Source organism: Enterobacter cloacae complex sp. IR5459, assembly GCF_049238005.1.
Classification (GTDB): domain Bacteria; phylum Pseudomonadota; class Gammaproteobacteria; order Enterobacterales; family Enterobacteriaceae; genus Enterobacter; species Enterobacter hormaechei_C.
On sequence record NZ_JBMKIG010000013.1, the window covers coordinates 68846 to 85868 of the forward strand.

General features: G+C 55.4%; 18 protein-coding genes. 4 read left to right on the forward strand and 14 right to left on the reverse strand.

The window, feature by feature from the left end:
• Positions 1–10: 10 nt before the first annotated feature.
• Positions 11–778: a triose-phosphate isomerase gene (gene tpiA / locus ACOTX4_RS21780; protein WP_003862019.1), complete on the reverse strand. Its 768-nt coding sequence runs from the start codon at positions 776–778 to the stop codon at positions 11–13.
• 111 nt (positions 779–889) lie between these two features.
• Positions 890–1486, reverse strand: coding sequence for a DUF1454 family protein (locus ACOTX4_RS21785; protein WP_003862020.1), 597 nt, complete (start codon positions 1484–1486; stop codon positions 890–892).
• Positions 1487–1598: 112 nt separating this feature from the next.
• Between ACOTX4_RS21785 and ACOTX4_RS21790 the strand changes: the two genes are divergently transcribed.
• On the forward strand, positions 1599–2018 hold the full coding sequence (locus tag ACOTX4_RS21790) for a DUF805 domain-containing protein (protein WP_003862022.1): 420 nt from the start codon (positions 1599–1601) through the stop codon (positions 2016–2018).
• On the opposite strand, the gene fpr is transcribed toward ACOTX4_RS21790, so the two are convergent.
• From fpr to ACOTX4_RS21810, 4 genes are all read right to left on the reverse strand, one after another.
• Complete coding sequence (fpr, locus tag ACOTX4_RS21795; RefSeq protein ID WP_003862024.1) at positions 2019–2765, reverse strand: ferredoxin--NADP(+) reductase; 747 nt, start codon at positions 2763–2765, stop codon at positions 2019–2021.
• A gap of 96 nt (positions 2766–2861) precedes the next feature.
• Positions 2862–3872, reverse strand: a complete 1011-nt coding sequence (gene glpX / locus ACOTX4_RS21800) for a class II fructose-bisphosphatase (RefSeq protein ID WP_023315041.1) — start codon at positions 3870–3872, stop codon at positions 2862–2864.
• Positions 3873–3995: 123 nt separating this feature from the next.
• On the reverse strand, positions 3996–5504 hold the full coding sequence (gene glpK, locus ACOTX4_RS21805) for a glycerol kinase GlpK (RefSeq protein WP_003862028.1): 1509 nt from the start codon (positions 5502–5504) through the stop codon (positions 3996–3998).
• A 21-nt stretch (positions 5505–5525) separates the two neighbouring features.
• Positions 5526–6371 carry an MIP/aquaporin family protein gene (locus tag ACOTX4_RS21810; RefSeq protein WP_003862030.1) on the reverse strand — a complete coding sequence of 282 codons (846 nt, stop codon included), beginning with the start codon at positions 6369–6371 and terminating at the stop codon, positions 5526–5528.
• Positions 6372–6770: 399 nt separating this feature from the next.
• Here ACOTX4_RS21810 and zapB point away from each other — a divergent pair, with 399 nt between their 5' ends.
• Positions 6771–7010 carry a septal ring assembly protein ZapB gene (zapB, locus tag ACOTX4_RS21815; protein ID WP_003862031.1) on the forward strand — a complete coding sequence of 80 codons (240 nt, stop codon included), beginning with the start codon at positions 6771–6773 and terminating at the stop codon, positions 7008–7010.
• A gap of 80 nt (positions 7011–7090) precedes the next feature.
• On the opposite strand, the gene rraA is transcribed toward zapB, so the two are convergent.
• The 7 genes from rraA to priA form a co-directional block, all read right to left on the reverse strand.
• Complete coding sequence (gene rraA / locus ACOTX4_RS21820; RefSeq protein WP_003862032.1) at positions 7091–7576, reverse strand: ribonuclease E activity regulator RraA; 486 nt, start codon at positions 7574–7576, stop codon at positions 7091–7093.
• 92 nt (positions 7577–7668) lie between these two features.
• Complete coding sequence (gene menA, locus ACOTX4_RS21825) at positions 7669–8589, reverse strand: 1,4-dihydroxy-2-naphthoate polyprenyltransferase (RefSeq protein WP_022652060.1); 921 nt, start codon at positions 8587–8589, stop codon at positions 7669–7671.
• A 68-nt stretch (positions 8590–8657) separates the two neighbouring features.
• Complete coding sequence (gene hslU, locus ACOTX4_RS21830) at positions 8658–9989, reverse strand: HslU--HslV peptidase ATPase subunit (RefSeq protein ID WP_003862035.1); 1332 nt, start codon at positions 9987–9989, stop codon at positions 8658–8660.
• 9 nt (positions 9990–9998) lie between these two features.
• Complete coding sequence (hslV, locus tag ACOTX4_RS21835; protein ID WP_003862036.1) at positions 9999–10529, reverse strand: ATP-dependent protease subunit HslV; 531 nt, start codon at positions 10527–10529, stop codon at positions 9999–10001.
• A gap of 94 nt (positions 10530–10623) precedes the next feature.
• Positions 10624–11592 carry a cell division protein FtsN gene (gene ftsN / locus ACOTX4_RS21840; protein ID WP_003862037.1) on the reverse strand — a complete coding sequence of 323 codons (969 nt, stop codon included), beginning with the start codon at positions 11590–11592 and terminating at the stop codon, positions 10624–10626.
• Between the two features lie 92 nt (positions 11593–11684).
• Positions 11685–12710, reverse strand: coding sequence for a DNA-binding transcriptional regulator CytR (gene cytR / locus ACOTX4_RS21845; RefSeq protein WP_003862038.1), 1026 nt, complete (start codon positions 12708–12710; stop codon positions 11685–11687).
• Between the two features lie 119 nt (positions 12711–12829).
• Entirely contained in the window at positions 12830–15025 is a 2196-nt protein-coding gene (priA, locus tag ACOTX4_RS21850; RefSeq protein ID WP_023323887.1) for a primosomal protein N', read from the reverse strand.
• A gap of 200 nt (positions 15026–15225) precedes the next feature.
• Between priA and rpmE the strand changes: the two genes are divergently transcribed.
• The gene (rpmE, locus tag ACOTX4_RS21855) at positions 15226–15438 is read left to right on the forward strand and encodes a 50S ribosomal protein L31 (protein WP_003862040.1); all 213 of its coding nucleotides are present in this window, start codon (positions 15226–15228) and stop codon (positions 15436–15438) included.
• 320 nt (positions 15439–15758) lie between these two features.
• The gene (locus ACOTX4_RS21860; RefSeq protein ID WP_032608106.1) at positions 15759–16439 is read left to right on the forward strand and encodes an oligogalacturonate-specific porin KdgM family protein; all 681 of its coding nucleotides are present in this window, start codon (positions 15759–15761) and stop codon (positions 16437–16439) included.
• Positions 16440–16481: 42 nt separating this feature from the next.
• Here the strand turns inward: ACOTX4_RS21860 and metJ are convergent, their stop codons facing one another.
• Entirely contained in the window at positions 16482–16799 is a 318-nt protein-coding gene (gene metJ / locus ACOTX4_RS21865) for a met regulon transcriptional regulator MetJ (RefSeq protein WP_003862042.1), read from the reverse strand.
• Positions 16800–17023: the final 224 nt, after the last annotated feature.

Genomic DNA, 17023 nt, shown 5'->3' on the forward strand with positions numbered 1-17023 from the left:
CCAAAGGCAATTACGCCTGCTTAGCCGCTTCTGCCGCTTTAACGATCACCGCGAAAGCGTCTGCTTTCAGGGATGCGCCGCCAACCAGCGCGCCATCGATGTCTGGCTGGGTGAACAGCTCAGCTGCGTTTGATGCGTTAACGGAACCGCCGTACTGGATGATGACCTGCTCCGCCACTTTCGCGTCTGCTTTTGCAATGTGGTCACGAATGAACTTGTGCACCGCCTGTGCCTGCGCTGGAGTTGCAGATTTGCCGGTACCGATCGCCCAGACTGGCTCGTAAGCGATAACCGCGCCTTCGAACGCTGCCGCGCCCTGGGTTTTCAGCACAGCGTCGATCTGACGTGCGCACACTTCTTCGGTTTTACCCGCTTCGTTTTCTGCTTCGGTTTCACCGATGCACAGAACCGGGATCAGACCCTGCTCTTTCAGCACAGCGAATTTCTTCGCGATGAACTCGTCAGATTCTTTGTGGTAGGTGCGACGCTCAGAGTGGCCGATGATGATGTATTTCGCGCCGATGTCTTTCAGCATTTCAGCGGAGGTTTCACCAGTAAACGCGCCAGACAGGTTAACGTCAACGTTCTGCGCGCCCAGAATGATGTGGCTGCCGTCAGCGGCACGTTTAGCCAGATCCAGGTACATATCCGGCGGAGCGATAGCAACCGCGCAGCCGGTCACGCCAGCCAGCTCTTTACGCAGGTTAGCAACCAGTTCGTTTACCATGTGGCGGCTGCCGTTCAGTTTCCAGTTACCCATCACTAAAGGATGTCGCATTTCAATTCTCCACGCTCAATAAGCGAATTAAGGAATATGGCCACCCTTAAGGGCAGCATGGTCTGTGAATCAGTATAGAGATTTTCCCTCGAAAGGCTTTGCTTTTTGTCATTAATTCGCCCCCTCGAGTGCGTCTGATAGGGCCAGCTTAATCGGTTCAACCGCGAAGGTCAGCCCCTTTTCGCCGTTATCTGCGACGACATAGCGAACGGCACCTTCCGTATCGGCGTAATAGCGTTTGTTTTTCCCCGCGGTAAGTAGTTTTTGCAGCTTTTGCTGGCTTTGTGCTTTCGTGAAGGTGGGGGTAAAGGCGCGCAGAATAGCGCTCATGTACTCCAGCGCTTTCGCTTTCGCCGCTTTCTGCTCTGGGCCCTGAATCGGCAGCCAGGTGATCTGCATGCTTTTGATTTTTAACGTTCCGCGCTCAAGGGCGGTAGAGGCATACAGATTCTCGTTAATTTTGCTGGCCGCGCGGGTCAGGGTCGGCGTATCGCGGGCGCTGTCAATCGCTCGGAACTCTCCCAACGGAAGTGAGGGGTTTTCTTTGTTGAAGGCTTCGCGGAACTGGCTGATAGATTGATCGAAAGAGGGAGCGCCCGCCAGAAGATAGGGGGCGGTGACCGGGGAAGCCGTTTCCGTGGCGTACAGGGAAAAACTGGCGCTCAGCATCGCTAAACACAAATAAAGAGAGTGTGCCGAACTTTTCATCAACATTGCCCCTGGCCGTCATTGCCCATGATTAAAACGATATCTGGTCGGCTTGTCAAAAGGTCACAACTCCAGGGTAAAATGCGGGCTAAACAATAATAAGGAACCTTACATGACCATACAGCAGTGGCTGTTTTCATTCAAAGGGCGTATTGGGCGCCGTGACTTCTGGATCTGGATTGCAACGTGGGTTGTCGCCATGCTGCTTCTGTTTTTTGTTGCCTACAACGCATGGCTGAGCACGCAAACCGCGGCATTTGCGCTGGTCTGTTTACTGTGGCCAACCGCCGCCGTGGTGGTGAAACGTCTGCACGATCGTGGCCGCTCCGGCGCATGGGCTTTCCTGATTATTCTGGCGTGGATGCTGGTGGCGGGGAACTGGTCATTGCTGCCCTCAATCCTCCCATGGGTGGTGGGCAGACTGCTGCCGACGGTTATCTTTGTAATGATGGTTGTCGAACTGGGCGCGTTTATCGGCACCCAGAGCGAGAACAAATATGGAAAAGATACCCTTGAGGTGAAGTACCGCTGATCACCAGTAGTGTTCGGCGGTCATGTGGCCCGGCCGACGGCGAAGGTGCTTCGTCATCTGCCGGGTATCCTTCAGCAACTGCTGCGTATCGCGCACCATCTGCGGGTTGCCGCACAGCATCACGTGGCTGGTTTCGGTATTCATCGGTAAACCCACCGCCTCTTCCAGCGCGCCGCTTTCAATCAACGCCGGAACGCGACCGGTTAACGAGCCAGCTGCGGTTTCGCGGCTGACCACCGTCTGAATTTTTAACTTTCCGCCATATCGCTGTTCCAGCGCCTGCATCTGCGGCAAATAGCTCAGGTCTGCGGCGTAGCGCGCGGCGTGAACCAGCACGATATTTTTAAAGCGCTCCAGATCTTTGCCGTATTGCAGAATGGAAAGATACGGGCCGATGGCCGTGCCGGTCGCCAGCATCCAGAGCGTGTCACAGTCGGGGATTTCATCCAGCACGAAGAACCCCGCCGCGTCGGAGACAATCTGCACTTCATCGCCTGGCTTCAGCGCGGCGAGGCGCGGGCTGAGCTTACCGTCCGGGACGGTGACCAGATAGAACTCAAGGTCCGGGTTATCAGGCGCATTAACGTAAGAGTAGGCGCGCTGTACGCGTTCACCGTCGATATCCAGCCCGAGTTTGGCAAACTGCCCGGCAGTAAACGGATGAACGGGAGCGTGCAGAGTGAGGCTAAATAGCGCATCGGTCCAGAACTGTACCTTTGTGACTTTACCTGTTACCCAGTCCGCCATGATCTTCTCCTGTGCTGTTTCTCTCTTCTATCTTCCGTACTTGTGGGAAACATTTCCAGCCCATTCGGGCCGGAAAGCTCTATCGATCAAACGGTTTTACAGAATGTGCGTCTGTACGTCCGGATCTTTACGATCGAGATAATGAATGGACTTAATGCGGCGAATAGTGCGGGATTTACCGCGGATCAGCAGGGTTTCAGTGGTGGCCATGTTGCCCTTGCGGGTGATGCCGTCCAGCAGATCGCCTTTGGTGATGCCGGTTGCGGAGAAGACCACGTTATCGCTGCGGGCCATCTCGTTTAGCGCGAGCACTTTATTGGCCTCGATGCCCATCGCCGCGCAGCGCGCCAGTTCGTCTGCACCAATGCGAAGGTTCTCGTCGCTGTCGCCTTTGACCTCATGGCGTGGCAGCAGACGCGCCTGCATATCGCCGTCCAGCGCGCGGATCACTGCCGCAGAGACCACACCCTCCGGCGCGCCGCCGATGCCGTAAAGCACGTCGACTTCGCTGTCAGGCATGCAGGTAAGAATAGAGGCGGCAACGTCGCCATCCGGAATAGCAAATACGCGCACGCCAAGCGTTTGCAGGTACGCGATGGTGGCGTCGTGGCGCGGTTTCGCCAGAATGGTCACGGTGAGTTCGCTGAGCGCTTTACCCAGCGCCGCAGCGATATTGCGCAGGTTGGCGTCCAGCGGCAGACTAAGGTCGATAGCGCCTTTAGCGCCAGGACCGACGATCAGCTTTTCCATGTACATATCGGGCGCGTTGAGGAAGCAGCCCTTATCGCCCACCGCCAGTACCGCCAGCGCGTTGGCCTGGCCCATCGCCGTCATGCGCGTGCCTTCGATCGGGTCGACCGCGATATCCACCGCATCGCCTTTGCCGGTCCCGACCTTTTCACCGATGTAGAGCATCGGCGCTTCGTCGATCTCGCCTTCACCGATGACGATAGTGCCGTCGATGTTGACCTGGTTAAGCACAATGCGCATGGCGTGGACGGCTGCGCCGTCTGCGGTATTTTTGTCGCCACGGCCCAGCCACTTGTAGCCTGCGAGGGCGGCAGCTTCGGTGACGCGGGAAAACTCGATAGCAAGTTCACGTTTCATGAGGTACTCGTACAATCAAAAGGAATTGCACGAAGTTTATCACAGAGTGGGGAGGGGCGAGGGGACCGGTGCGGTTGGAGCCCCTCACCCTAACCCTCTCCCCAGGGGAGAGGGAATATAGGCTTACTCGTCGTGCTCTTCCCACGCCAGGGCACGTTTCACCGCTTTCTTCCAGCCGCTGTAGCGGTAGTTGCGCTCGGTGGTTTCGATGCCAGGACGGAATTCGCGTTCGATAACCGCTTTTTCCTGAAGCTCGTCGAGGTTTTGCCAGAAGCCAACCGCCAGACCTGCCAGATACGCCGCGCCCAGCGCCGTCACTTCTCGCACCTCAGGACGTTCAACGCGAGTGCCCAGAATGTCGGACTGGAACTGCATCAGAAAGTTGTTGGCTACTGCACCGCCGTCCACGCGCAGGGCGTGCAGACGAATGCCAGAGTCAGCCTGCATCGCTTCCAGCACGTCGCGCGTCTGGTAGGCGATGGATTCCAGCGTCGCGCGAATGATGTGGTTTGAGTTCACGCCGCGCGTCAGGCCGAAAATCGCGCCGCGGGCGTACGGATCCCAGTACGGTGCGCCCAGACCGGTGAACGCTGGCACCACGTACACGCCGTTGGTGTCTTTCACTTTGGTCGCGAAGTATTCGGAGTCAAACGCGTCGCTAATCAGCTTCATCTCGTCGCGCAGCCACTGAATGGAGGCACCCGCCATGAATACCGCGCCTTCCAGAGCATAGTTCACTTCGCCGCGCGGGCCGCAGGCGATGGTGGTCAGCAGACCGTTTTCTGATTTCACCGCTTTCTCGCCCGTGTTCATCAGCATAAAGCAGCCGGTGCCGTAGGTGTTCTTCGCCATCCCTTCTTTTACGCACAGCTGGCCGAACAGGGCTGCCTGCTGGTCACCGGCGATACCGGCGATAGGAATACGCGTGCCGCCTTTACCGCCAATGTTGGTCTGGCCGTACACTTCTGAAGATTTACGCACGTCTGGAAGCATCGCTCGCGGAATGTCCAGCGCGTCCAGCATCTTGTCATCCCACTCCAGAGTGTTGATGTTGAACAGCATGGTGCGCGAGGCGTTGGTGTAGTCGGTGACGTGAACGCGTCCCTGAGTCATCTTCCAGATAAGCCAGGTATCGACGGTACCGAAGAGCAGCTCGCCACGACGTGCGCGCTCGCGTGAACCTTCCACGTGGTCGAGGATCCACTTCACTTTGGTGCCGGAGAAATAGGGGTCAACCACCAGGCCGGTGGCGCTGCGCACGTACTCTTCCATCCCGTCGCGCTTCAGCTGTTCGCAGATCTCTGACGTACGGCGGCACTGCCAGACGATGGCGTTGTAGATGGGCTTACCGGTTTCGCGCTCCCAGACCACAGTCGTTTCACGCTGGTTGGTGATACCGATAGCGGCAATCTGGTCAGAACTGATGTCGGCTTTCGCCAGCACTTCCACCAGCGTGGAGCTTTGTGACGCCCAGATCTCCATCGGGTCGTGTTCAACCCAGCCTGGACGCGGATAAATTTGCTCAAATTCGCGTTGAGACACGCTGACAATGTTCGCGTCATGATCCATTACGACAGCGCGGGAGCTGGTAGTGCCCTGGTCGAGCGCAACGATATATTTTTTTTCGGTCATGGTATGTGTCCCGTAGTCAGATTACAGCGAAGCTTTTTGTTGTGTGGTGGAAGTTGTCTCTTTTTCCTCTTCCACACAGGTGTCGCACGGTAAGTGGCGACCAATTAATTTGCGATAGCCGAATGCGCCCAGTGCCGCCCCTACAATTGGCCCGAACAGCGGAACCAGGAAGTAAGGAATGTCTTTGCCGCCCGTGAAGGCGACATCGCCCCATCCCGCAAAGAAGGCGAAGGTTTTTGGACCCAGGTCACGCGCCGGATTCATCGCAAAACCGGTCAGCGGACCCATGGATGCGCCAATCACCGCAATCAGAAGGCCAATCAGAAGTGGTGCCAGCGGGCCGCGCGGAATGCCGTTTCCGTCGTCGCCCAGCGCCATAATGACGCCCATCAGAATAGCGGTAATCACCATTTCAACTGCGAACGCCTGCACAAAATTGATATGCGGATTCGGATACGTTGAGAAAATGCCTGCCAGATCCAGACTTTCGACACTGCCACGCACCATATGATGCGTCTGTTCGAAGTCGATGAAAAGATTGTAATAAAGCCCGTAAACTAACGCCGCTGCGCAAAAGGCGCCGGCAAATTGCGAAATGATGAAAGGAACAACTTTGCGTCCGTCAAAGCACGCGAATAGCCACAACGCGATGGTCACCGCCGGGTTAAGATGTGCGCCGGAAACCCCTGCGGTCAGGTAGATGGCCATCGCCACGCCCAGACCCCAGATAATACTGATTTCCCACTGACCAAAACTGGCACCCGCCACTTTCAGTGCAGCGACACAGCCTACTCCGAAGAATATCAACAACCCGGTACCCAGGAACTCGGCAATGCACTGGCCTTTTAAGGTTGATGTCTGACTCATAATCGGAATCCTGCAAAAGAGTAATGTTTATTGTTTGCGTGACCGCCCGTGACAGTCACGATGCCCTGTAGACATAGTGTTAATTTATCGTTAACGAGCACAAACGAGAAATATCGAAATCGAAATGTGTGGTCTGTGTCAATAAAATGAGCGTTTTCGCGCCATAAGGCGCGTTTTTGCATCAGGTAATGATTGTGGGTTGAATCATTTCTTTAACTTATGGGTTAACAACTTAGGGGTATATGCGGCGAACGCACCAGGACGAGGCCGAAAAGTGTTGCAAACCGCGATCTGCGTGGCATGCCGCTGGACAGGGGCGACGGCGCTCCATACAATCGGAACATATGTTGTGCGCGTTTACGTTAAAGCGTCGCCTTGCAATTCAGGAGAGGTAGGATCATGTCTTTAGAAGTGTTTGAGAAACTGGAATCGAAAGTACAGCAGGCGATTGACACCATCACGCTGCTGCAAATGGAAATTGAAGAGCTGAAAGAGAAGAACAACTCCCTGTCTCAGGAAGTTCAGAACGCTCAGCACAGCCGCGAAGAACTGGAGCGCGAAAACAACCAGCTGCGCGAACAGCAGAACGGCTGGCAGGAACGCTTGCAGGCGCTGCTGGGACGTATGGAAGAAGTCTGATTTCCTTGGGAATGAATTGAACAGGCCGGGTAAGGCGTAGCCGCCACCCGGCTTTTTTATGCATCTCGCTTACCGATTAACTACTCAATATCCAGCGCATCCTCAGAAAGGATAATGCCGGTATTGTCAGCATAAAGGTGGTCACCCGAGAAGAAGGTCACGCCGCCGAAGTTAACGCGCACGTCGCTTTCGCCGATGCCTTCACCCGCTGCGCCAACCGGAATGGCGGCAATGGCCTGAATACCGATATCCAGATCTTCCAGATCGTCCACCTGGCGCACGGAGCCGTAGACCACAATCCCTTCCCACTCGTTTTGCACCGCAAGGCGAGCGAGGTCCGCATCGATCAGTGCACGGCGCACTGAACCGCCACCATCCACCAGCAGAACGCGGCCACGACCGTTCTCTTCGAGCAGATCGTACAGCAACCCGTTGTCCTCGAAACATTTCACCGTGATGATTTGTCCGCCAAACGACGACCGTCCACCAAAGTTGGAGAACAGGGGTTCAACGACGTTGACATCTTCCTGGTAGATGTCACAAAGCTCGGAGGTATCGTATTTCATAGGTTTAACGCTCTGTTGCTGCGAATGTGTTCAGTATATCGTGCGAAATGCGTTGTTGGCAAAATCATCAATTGTTAATTGATATTTGTCAGCTAACTCAGCGTCTGGCTTAAGACAATCCCGATGACGAACAGCAGGTTAGTCAGTAACGCGCCTTTTACCGTACGTTCCAGCATCGGTGGCATGGCGGCCGGGCTGCGTTCACGCATGACATAGCGGGCCTGCTTAATCAGCAGCGGTGCGGCGAGCACAAACAGCCAGCCCCACAGGCTGTGCAGAGAGATCAGATTGAACAGTGCCAGGCAGACCAGCGCGCCGATGAGCAGGAAGGCGTGATAGCGGCGTGCATTTACAGGACCCAGACGCACGGCCAGCGTGTTTTTACCGTTCTCGCGGTCGCTGTCGATGTCGCGCAGGTTATTGATATTCAGCACCGCCGTCGCCAGCAGACCGCAGGCGGTCGCCGGCAGGAACAGGGCAGGTATCACCGTATGCGCCTGCAAGTACCAGCTTCCCATCACGCTCAGCCAGCCGAAGAACACCAGCACGGAGATGTCGCCCAGACCAATATACCCGTAAGGACGCGTCCCGACGGTATAGGTAATGGCTGCAATAATGGCAAGCAAGCCCAGCACCAGGAAGCCAATGAAATCACTGGTGGTTTTCGACGCGACCGTCACCAGCGCCAGCCCGGACAGGCAAATCAATACCACGGTGATAATCAGCGCCCGTTTCATCTGTGCCTGGGTAATCACCCCTTTTTGCATCCCGCGCAGCGGCCCGATACGGTCAGGCTTGTCGCTGCCCTTTACCGCATCGCCGTAATCATTGGCGAGATTAGAGAGGATTTGCAGCAGCCCGGCGGTGACAAGCGCCAGGCCTGCTACCAGCGGATCGAAATGACCCTGCCACCAGGCAAGCGTGGTACCGACAATAATGGCGGCAAAAGCCAGAGGAAGCGTTTTAGGGCGCAGACTTTCGAGCCACGCCTGTGTACGGCTGATATCAGTCATAGTTATTTAGCCAATAAAAATGGGGGCCATAGCCCCCATCAACAGTGATGAAAATGCATTGAACGCGATTATAGAATAAAACGGCTCAGATCTTCATCTGCCACTAACGCATCCAGGTGTTTGCCCACATAGTCTGCGTCAATGGTAATGCTTTGACCGTTAAGGTCGCTCGCATCATAAGAGATGTCTTCCATCAGGCGTTCCAGCACGGTGTGCAGACGACGCGCACCGATGTTCTCGGTGGTTTCGTTGACCTGCCACGCGGCCTGGGCGATGCGCTTGATACCGTCATCGGTAAATTCAATGTTCACGCCTTCGGTCGCCATCAGCGCTTTGTACTGTACGGTCACAGAAGCGTTTGGCTCAGTCAGGATACGTTCGAAATCTTCGGTGGTCAGCGCCTGCAACTCAACGCGGATTGGCAGACGACCCTGGAGTTCCGGGATCAGGTCAGACGGGCTGGCAATCTGGAACGCACCGGAGGCGATAAACAGAATGTGGTCAGTTTTAACCATGCCGTGCTTGGTGGAGACGGTGCATCCTTCCACCAGCGGCAGCAGGTCGCGCTGAACGCCTTCGCGGGAGACATCCGGGCCGGACGCGTTGCCGCGCTTACAGATTTTGTCGATTTCGTCGATAAACACGATACCGTGCTGCTCAACCGCGTCGATAGCGTCCTGTTTCAGCTCCTCCGGGTTAACCAGCTTCGCGGCTTCTTCTTCAATCAGCAGCTTCATCGCGTCTTTGATTTTCAGCTTACGCGCTTTCTGCTTCTGCCCGCCCAGGTTCTGGAACATGGACTGCAACTGGCTGGTCATCTCTTCCATGCCCGGAGGCGCCATAATTTCCACGCCCATTGGCGCGGCAGCGAGATCGATCTCAATCTCTTTATCGTCCAGCTCGCCTTCGCGCAGTTTTTTGCGGAATGCCTGACGCGCAGCAGAAGGTTCAGACTGCTGTTCAGCCTGTCCCCAGTTGTTTTTTGCCGGTGGGATCAGCACGTCGAGAATACGCTCTTCGGCCATCTCTTCGGCGCGATAGCGGTTTTTCTCAATCGCCTGGACGCGCACCATCTTAATCGCCGAATCGGTCAGATCGCGGATGATGGAGTCCACTTCTTTGCCCACATAGCCCACTTCGGTGAACTTAGTGGCTTCAACTTTGATGAACGGCGCGTTAGCCAGTTTGGCCAGACGACGGGCGATTTCGGTTTTACCCACACCGGTCGGGCCGATCATCAGAATATTTTTTGGCGTCACTTCGTGGCGAAGCTCTTCGTCGAGCTGCATGCGACGCCAGCGGTTACGCAGTGCGATAGCCACGGAGCGCTTGGCATTGTCCTGGCCGATAATGTGTTTGTTCAGTTCGCTGACAATTTCGCGTGGGGTCATTTCAGACATGGGCGATCCTTACGCTTTAGACGGTAATTCTTCGATGGTGTGATTGTGGTTGGTATAGATGCAGATATCACCTGCAATATCCAACGCTTTCACCGCGATATCGCGCGCGTTCATGTCGGTATTTTCCAACAGCGCACGGGCTGCGGCCTGGGCGTACGGGCCGCCAGAGCCGATGGCAATCAGGTCGTTTTCAGGCTGAACTACGTCGCCGTTACCGGTGATGATCAGCGAGGCGTTTTCGTCAGCCACGGCCAGCAGCGCTTCGAGCTTGCGTAGCATGCGGTCGGTACGCCAGTCTTTTGCCAGCTCAACGGCGGCTTTCACCAGATGACCCTGATGCATTTCCAGTTTGCGTTCAAACAGTTCAAACAGCGTGAAGGCATCAGCCGTGCCGCCTGCGAAACCGGCGATCACTTTGTCGTTATAAAGACGACGTACTTTCTTCACGTTGCCTTTCATGACGGTATTACCCAGCGTGGCCTGGCCATCACCGGCAATTACCACCTGGCCGTTACGGCGTACACTTACTATTGTTGTCACGAGCAGACCCCCTGGTTACAGATTCGGGAAACAGAAGCCCTGAGCCTGTGCTCAGGGCTGAATTAAATGATAGATGGGGGGGATTTTGGGGGTTTCAACCCCCGGAGGCGAGTCGAATGCAGTTTGTGTGGCCAGCCACTTTCAAACGGGAAATGGTGCCATCGGCATTTTCTTTGCCTTTGACCGGTCCAATCACTACGCGATTCCAGCCGTTATTGGTGGTAATGCGTGAGTCAAATCCTTCAAATGCCAGCTGAGCACGCACCGTTTCTGCCTGTTCGGCGCCTTTAAACGAACCGCACTGAACCATCCAGCGGCGTTCATCTTTTTTCTCAGCCGTCTGCTTCGGCACCTCGGTCTCTTTGGTGACCGGCGCAGCCTGCTGCGTTTTTGGCTGTTGCGCAGTGGTATGCGCAGGCGTCTGCAACAGATCCTGATACGGCTGTGCCGTTTGCTTCTGCGGCTGCGCCTTCGGTTGCTGCTGGACAGGCTGAGTTTGTACGGTACGCGTCTGCTGCTGCGGTTGTGAACGCGGCTGCTGTACCGGCTGCGTCTGCGTCCACTGCTGCTGTTGCGTTTGCTGCTGAGCCTGACGCTGGCGCTGCAATGTTTGCTGACGCTGCGCCGGGGTTTGTTCGTTCCACGGCACTTCGTTCAACTGCGTAGGCTGCTGGCGCATGTCCGCCTGCATCTGAGCGAGCAATTGACGCTGTTCGTCCGTCAGCTGATCGGCATTCTTCACTTCACCCCCGGCAGAAGGCTCGGTAGGCGCACGTACGCCAGGCTGGCGGCTTTCCAGCTCTTTAATGTAGCGCCAGCGCTCTTCAGGCTTAGGAGGAAGGCCGTTGCCGACGACCTTGTTACCCTGAAGGGCTTCAGACTCTTCTTTTTTATGATGCGTAATGAAGTAGAGGCCGCCAATAAAGGCCACCAGCACGGCCGCAGCAATGGCGACCATGGCTGGGGAGACAGCAGACAGGCTACGTTGCTTGCTTTTTGAACTACTCTTTTTGCGTCGCGAAGGTGCCGGCTGGCCGCGACGTACATAATCTCGTTGTGCCACTATCGTTTCGCTGTATTTATTCGTTCGTCAGCCCGCCATGTTACTTAAGCGACGGGGCTTTGACCAGATAAGGGTGTCGAAAGGTATTTACTTTAAGTTAATGCCTGGGTAGAGCCGCGCACAATTAGCTCACAATCCAGTAGCCGTGACCCACTGCTAACTGTTTGACCGTGCAGCTGATCCAGCAAAAGCAGCATCGCTTCCCGGCCAATGTCATACCGCGGCTGTGCAACGGTCGAAAGCGGCGGATCGCAAAACTCCGAAAGCGAAATATTATCAAAACCGATTATCGACAGGTCCTGCGGCACACGCAGGCCGTGACGTTTGGCGTAGGATAACGCCCCTAGCGCCATCACGTCGCTGTGGCAGAAGACCGCGGTAGGCGGTTCTGGCAAGGCCAGCAATTTTTCCAGCGCCTGCCCGCCCGCTTCAAAGGTGAAATCACCGCGCGCAATGTAGTGCGGATCGACGATAGCCCCGGTACGGCGCAGCGCCTGAACGTAGCCCTGCAAGCGGTAATGACACAGCGGCATCTCTTCTGGTCCGGCGATACAACCGATGCGCTTATGCCCCAGTTCCTGAAGATAGTTCACGGCGTTGAACGCGGCGGTGAGGTTATCGATATGAACGGTTGGCAGCTCCAGCTCCGGCGCGAATTCGTTCGCCATGACCATCGGCGGTAAATTGCGCTGTTCTTCAATGCTGGCATCAAACGGCAGGCGTGAGCCAAGCAGCAGCATGCCATCAATCTGCTTGGTGATGATCAGGTCGATGAACGTTTTTTCCTGCTGGTTCTGGTGGGCACAATCGCCAATCAGCACCAGATAGCCCTGGGCGGCGGCCGTGACTTCAATGCCGCGGATGATTTCGCTGAAGAAGGGATCGCAGATGTCCGGCACGATCACCAGGATGGTGCGGGATTCGTTGCGTTTTACGTTACGCCCCATGGCTTGCGGAAAATAACCGACCTCAAGCGCCGCCTTTTCAACCCGGTTTCGGGTCGCCTGGGAGACTTTGTCAGGGTTCATCAATGCGCGGGACACGGTTGCTGTTGAGACTTGTGCTTTCTCGGCAACGTCTTTCATGGTCGCCGAGGCAACCTCTTTCCTGGACTTCAACGTCTTCTCCTCGCCTGAACACCGAACTGCGGACCGCACCATTTTTACAGATAGTTAATGGAATCGGTTACAGAATTTTCATAAAAAGTGTGAGGCGCATTAAATTTTTCGATCCGTCTTCAGCCTTCAATCGGATCGACGTCCAGAACCCACTTCACTTTTCGCGCTTCCGGCAGGGTATTGATCAGCGCCAGCGTGCCGCTGACGATCTGCTGTAAACGGATACGCGAGGGGTGCTGAAGTAAGAGTTGCCAGCGGAAACGGCCGCCGCGTTTCGGGGCGAGCGCGGGTACCGGGCCTAAAATCCACAGCTGATTATCCACCAGTGGGCTGGCTTGCAGGAGGTTTCTCAGCTGTTGCAGGAACAGCGGCGCCTGCTGGTTATTATGGTCTTCCGCACGGATGATAACGTGGCTGGTCCACGGGGGAAGCTGCATCGTCTGACGTTCGGCCAGCGCCTGGTCCGCGAAGGCGTCATAGCCTTTGTGCAGCAGGGTTTGCAGCAGCGGATGTTCAGGGTGGTGCGTTTGCAGCACCACCTCGCCCTGCTTACCCGCTCGACCAGCGCGACCGGCAACCTGGGTATAAAGCTGGGCGAAACGCTCGGCGGAGCGAAAATCCGCGGAGAACAGCGCGCCGTCGACGTCCAGCAGGGCGACCAGCGTCACGTCCGGGAAGTGGTGCCCTTTCGCCAGCATCTGAGTACCAATCAGGATACGCGCGCCGCCACGATGTACTTCCGCCAGTTGCTGCTCCAGCGCCCCTTTACGGCTGGTGGTATCCCTGTCGATACGGGAGATGGGCACATCCGGGAAGAAGGGCGCGAGCGCCTGTTCAAGCTGTTCCGTTCCCAGACCGACCGGCACGATGTGCGTTGAGCCGCAGGACGGGCACTGACGGGGGACCGGACGCTGGCTGTCGCAGTGGTGGCAGCGCAAATGGCGCTGAGCCTGGTGGAAGGTGTAGTAGTGATCGCAGCGCGGGCACTCCGCGATCCAGCCGCAGTCGTGGCACAGCAGCGCAGGCGCAAAGCCGCGGCGGTTCAGGAACAGGATCACCTGGTTGCCCGCCTGCAAATGCTGACGCATGCGGCTAATCAGCGCAGGCGCTAACCCGGCCTGCACCTGCTGACCTTTCAGATCCAGCACATGCTGAATGGCCGGGCGGGCATTTCCCGCGCGGCGCGTCAGGCGCAGCATGTGGTATTTACGCTGGCGAACGTTGTGCAGCGTTTCAAGCGCGGGGGTGGCAGACCCGAGAATAATGGGGATTTGCTCGCTGTGGGCGCGGTACACGGCTAAGTCGCGGGCGTGATAGCGCCAGCCTTCCTGCTGTTTATAGGAGCTGTCATGCTCTTCATCGATCACGATAACGCCGAGATTTTTAAACGGCGTAAACAGCGATGAACGGGTGCCGATCACAATCGCCGCTTCGCCGTTTTTCGCTTTCAGCCAGGCGCTGAGGCGCTCGCTGTCGTTCAGGCCGGAGTGCAGAACCTCAACGGGCGCATTAAAACGTTCACGGAAACGCGCGATGGTTTGCGGCGTCAGGCCGATTTCCGGCACCATCACCAGCGCCTGTTTGCCCTGCGCGAGCACGTTTTCCAGCACGCTCAGATACACTTCGGTTTTACCGGAGCCGGTGACGCCCGCCAGCAGCCAGGCGGAAAAACGATCGGCAGCGCTGTGAATCGCGCCTACGGCGGTGGCCTGCTCGGTATTCAGACGCAGACGATCGCCCGAGACGGAAAAGCCGTCGCGCCAGTCGTGAAGGGCAGGTGCTTCACTGGCCAGCTCGCTCAGCCCTTTCTTCCTTAATGCCTGCAACGCGGTTTCGCTTACCTCAAGCTCGTCGACCTGATGGCGCCAGATTTTTCCCTGGCGCAGCGCGGCCAACGCCTGCTGCTGTTTTTGCGAGCGCTTCAGGCTGTTAATGTCCACCGCCTGGCCCTGCTCGGTGGCAAACCAGTACCACATTGGCGCGTGGCTGGCGCTCTTACCCTGGCGCAGCATAATGGGCAGGGCATGGAACAGGACGTCGCCAATCGGATGATGATAATAATCTGCCGCCCACAGCAGCAGTCGCCAGGTGCTGGTGGAGTAAACCGGCTCGCTGTCCAGCACCTCAACAACCGATTTCAGCTCGTTAAGCGGCAGTTCGCTTTTGTCGCTGACGGACACCACGATCCCCACGCGCTGCTGTTTGCCAAACGGCACGGTCACGCGACAGCCCGCTTTGGCGCTCATGCTGTCGGGCAGCAGGTAGTCAAAGGTGCGGGGAAGCGGAACGGGCAGGGCAACGTGAGCGACGGGCATCGAATCTTCCTGACTTGAAAAGTGGCGCGTTAGTATACACATTAGTGAAAGCGGCGTGCGGATCAGTTTGCATACGTTGGTCAAATTCTGTATGATTCGCCGCCTTTGGTGTATTTTACGCCAAAGAACTTACATTCAACATCGCGTGGTGTCTGGCGTTAGGGCTGGAAGAGCGACGCGGCCTTAACTGAGGTTCTCCCATGAAAAAAGATATTCACCCGAAATACGAAATGATTACTGCAAACTGCTCTTGCGGTAACTCTATCCAGATCCGCTCTACCGTGGGTCACGATCTGAACCTGGACGTGTGCGGCAAATGCCACCCGTTCTACACTGGTAAGCAGCGTGATGTTGCAACCGGTGGCCGTGTTGACCGCTTCAACAAGCGTTTCAGCATCCCGGGCGCTAAATAAGCATCCAGAAGAAACCGCCTCCGGGCGGTTTTTTTGTGCCTGTAATATCTCTCCTGAATTAATTCTGTATTTATATTTTCTCTTCAAATATATATTTTAATTTTTCCGAAAAATAATCACCGTGTCTTAATATATTCCTATTTATACGGATAGTGAGCTTTATCTCTGTATTCTTGGCCTGTTTGCCATTTTATTGCCGGATATGGCAATAAATAAAAGGTTTCCCTCTGGGTGTAAAATTACACTGCGCTCGACATAAATTCTTATTTGCCATTTCAACAGCGATGGCTTTCAGGGTGTATTTACTTTGAGGGAAAAGGATGAAACTGAAGCAACTTTTATTCGTGCTTCCATTACTATCGTGCGCGGCGCAGGCGGGATATGTTGATTACCGACACGAGTATTACGACGATGGACGTAACTATGACCGTGTATACATGTCACACCGTTTCGGGACGGGCTTTGGTGTGGCCGTAGAGGCCGTCTCACGCTCAGACGAAAAGCAATCTAATGATGCGCTCAATAATATGGAGAGTAACAGCAACGAATATACTGCCAGCTACCAGTTTACCTGGCAGGGATTTATCTGGCAGCCGGGTGTCGCGGTTGAAATGGGTGACGACATGGCTATTTATAAACCCTATTTACGCGTACAGTATAATATTAATGACAGCTGGTGGACGGCGTTCCGTTATCGTACCGAATATACCCGCCGTAATGCAGACGGTAAAGATGACAGACTGGTATATCGCCCGGAAATGTGGCTGGGATATAATATTGATAACTGGATGTTTGAGCTGAACGGAATTTATAAATTCGCCGACAACGAAGATCTGTATAACAACAAAAAAGAGGATTACGAATATAACTTCCGCGTGGCGTATAACATCGATTCGTGGGTGCCATTCGTGGAGGTGGGTAATGTCTCTTCCGGCTATAACACTGCTACCACTGACGACCGACAAACGCGTCTGCGTGTCGGCTTAGGTTACAACTTCTGAGAAACCATCCCGCTGAGCACCCTCAGCGGGACCGCATCGCTGTTAGTATTCCCAGGTCTCCGGGTCGATACCCAGTTCACGCATGATCACCTTCGCCTCTTCCGGGATTTCGTCACTGCGTTCTTTACGCAGATCGTCATCGTTCGGCAACGGTTGGCCGGTAAACGCATGCAGGAACGCTTCGCACAGCAGTTCGCTGTTGGTGGCGTGACGCAGGTTGTTAACCTGACGACGCGTACGTTCATCGGTGAGGATCTTCAACACCTTCAGAGGAATGGACACCGTGATTTTCTTGACTTGCTCACTCTTCTTACCGTGCTCAGCGTATGGGCTGATATATTCGCCGCTCCATTCAGCCATGAGATACCTTTAATCCTCTCAGTCATTAATCTAAAGGTGCAAAACCCGTAACCATCAGTTTTGAACCGTAATCTTGCGTAGTTTACCGTAGAGACGATACCGAGGCACGGATATTGCCGCTGTAGCGTGTCCTAAAGCATATAATTTTAACGGCTATTTGCGCATTGCTCAATCTATACGCAAAGAAGTTTAGATGTCCAGATGTATTGACGTCCATACTTTCA

What these genes read in the sequence shown, in the direction of transcription:
- tpiA (WP_003862019.1), bottom strand. Translation starts at nt 778, where the DNA reads ATGCGACATCCTTTAGTGATGGGTAACTGGAAACTGAACGGCAGCCGC.
- ACOTX4_RS21785 (WP_003862020.1), bottom strand. Translation starts at nt 1,486, where the DNA reads ATGAAAAGTTCGGCACACTCTCTTTATTTGTGTTTAGCGATGCTGAGC.
- ACOTX4_RS21790 (WP_003862022.1), top strand. Translation starts at nt 1,599, where the DNA reads ATGACCATACAGCAGTGGCTGTTTTCATTCAAAGGGCGTATTGGGCGC.
- fpr (WP_003862024.1), bottom strand. Translation starts at nt 2,765, where the DNA reads ATGGCGGACTGGGTAACAGGTAAAGTCACAAAGGTACAGTTCTGGACC.
- glpX (WP_023315041.1), bottom strand. Translation starts at nt 3,872, where the DNA reads ATGAAACGTGAACTTGCTATCGAGTTTTCCCGCGTCACCGAAGCTGCC.
- glpK (WP_003862028.1), bottom strand. Translation starts at nt 5,504, where the DNA reads ATGACCGAAAAAAAATATATCGTTGCGCTCGACCAGGGCACTACCAGC.
- ACOTX4_RS21810 (WP_003862030.1), bottom strand. Translation starts at nt 6,371, where the DNA reads ATGAGTCAGACATCAACCTTAAAAGGCCAGTGCATTGCCGAGTTCCTG.
- zapB (WP_003862031.1), top strand. Translation starts at nt 6,771, where the DNA reads ATGTCTTTAGAAGTGTTTGAGAAACTGGAATCGAAAGTACAGCAGGCG.
- rraA (WP_003862032.1), bottom strand. Translation starts at nt 7,576, where the DNA reads ATGAAATACGATACCTCCGAGCTTTGTGACATCTACCAGGAAGATGTC.
- menA (WP_022652060.1), bottom strand. Translation starts at nt 8,589, where the DNA reads ATGACTGATATCAGCCGTACACAGGCGTGGCTCGAAAGTCTGCGCCCT.
- hslU (WP_003862035.1), bottom strand. Translation starts at nt 9,989, where the DNA reads ATGTCTGAAATGACCCCACGCGAAATTGTCAGCGAACTGAACAAACAC.
- priA (WP_023323887.1), bottom strand. Translation starts at nt 15,025, where the DNA reads ATGCCCGTCGCTCACGTTGCCCTGCCCGTTCCGCTTCCCCGCACCTTT.
- rpmE (WP_003862040.1), top strand. Translation starts at nt 15,226, where the DNA reads ATGAAAAAAGATATTCACCCGAAATACGAAATGATTACTGCAAACTGC.
- ACOTX4_RS21860 (WP_032608106.1), top strand. Translation starts at nt 15,759, where the DNA reads ATGAAACTGAAGCAACTTTTATTCGTGCTTCCATTACTATCGTGCGCG.
- metJ (WP_003862042.1), bottom strand. Translation starts at nt 16,799, where the DNA reads ATGGCTGAATGGAGCGGCGAATATATCAGCCCATACGCTGAGCACGGT.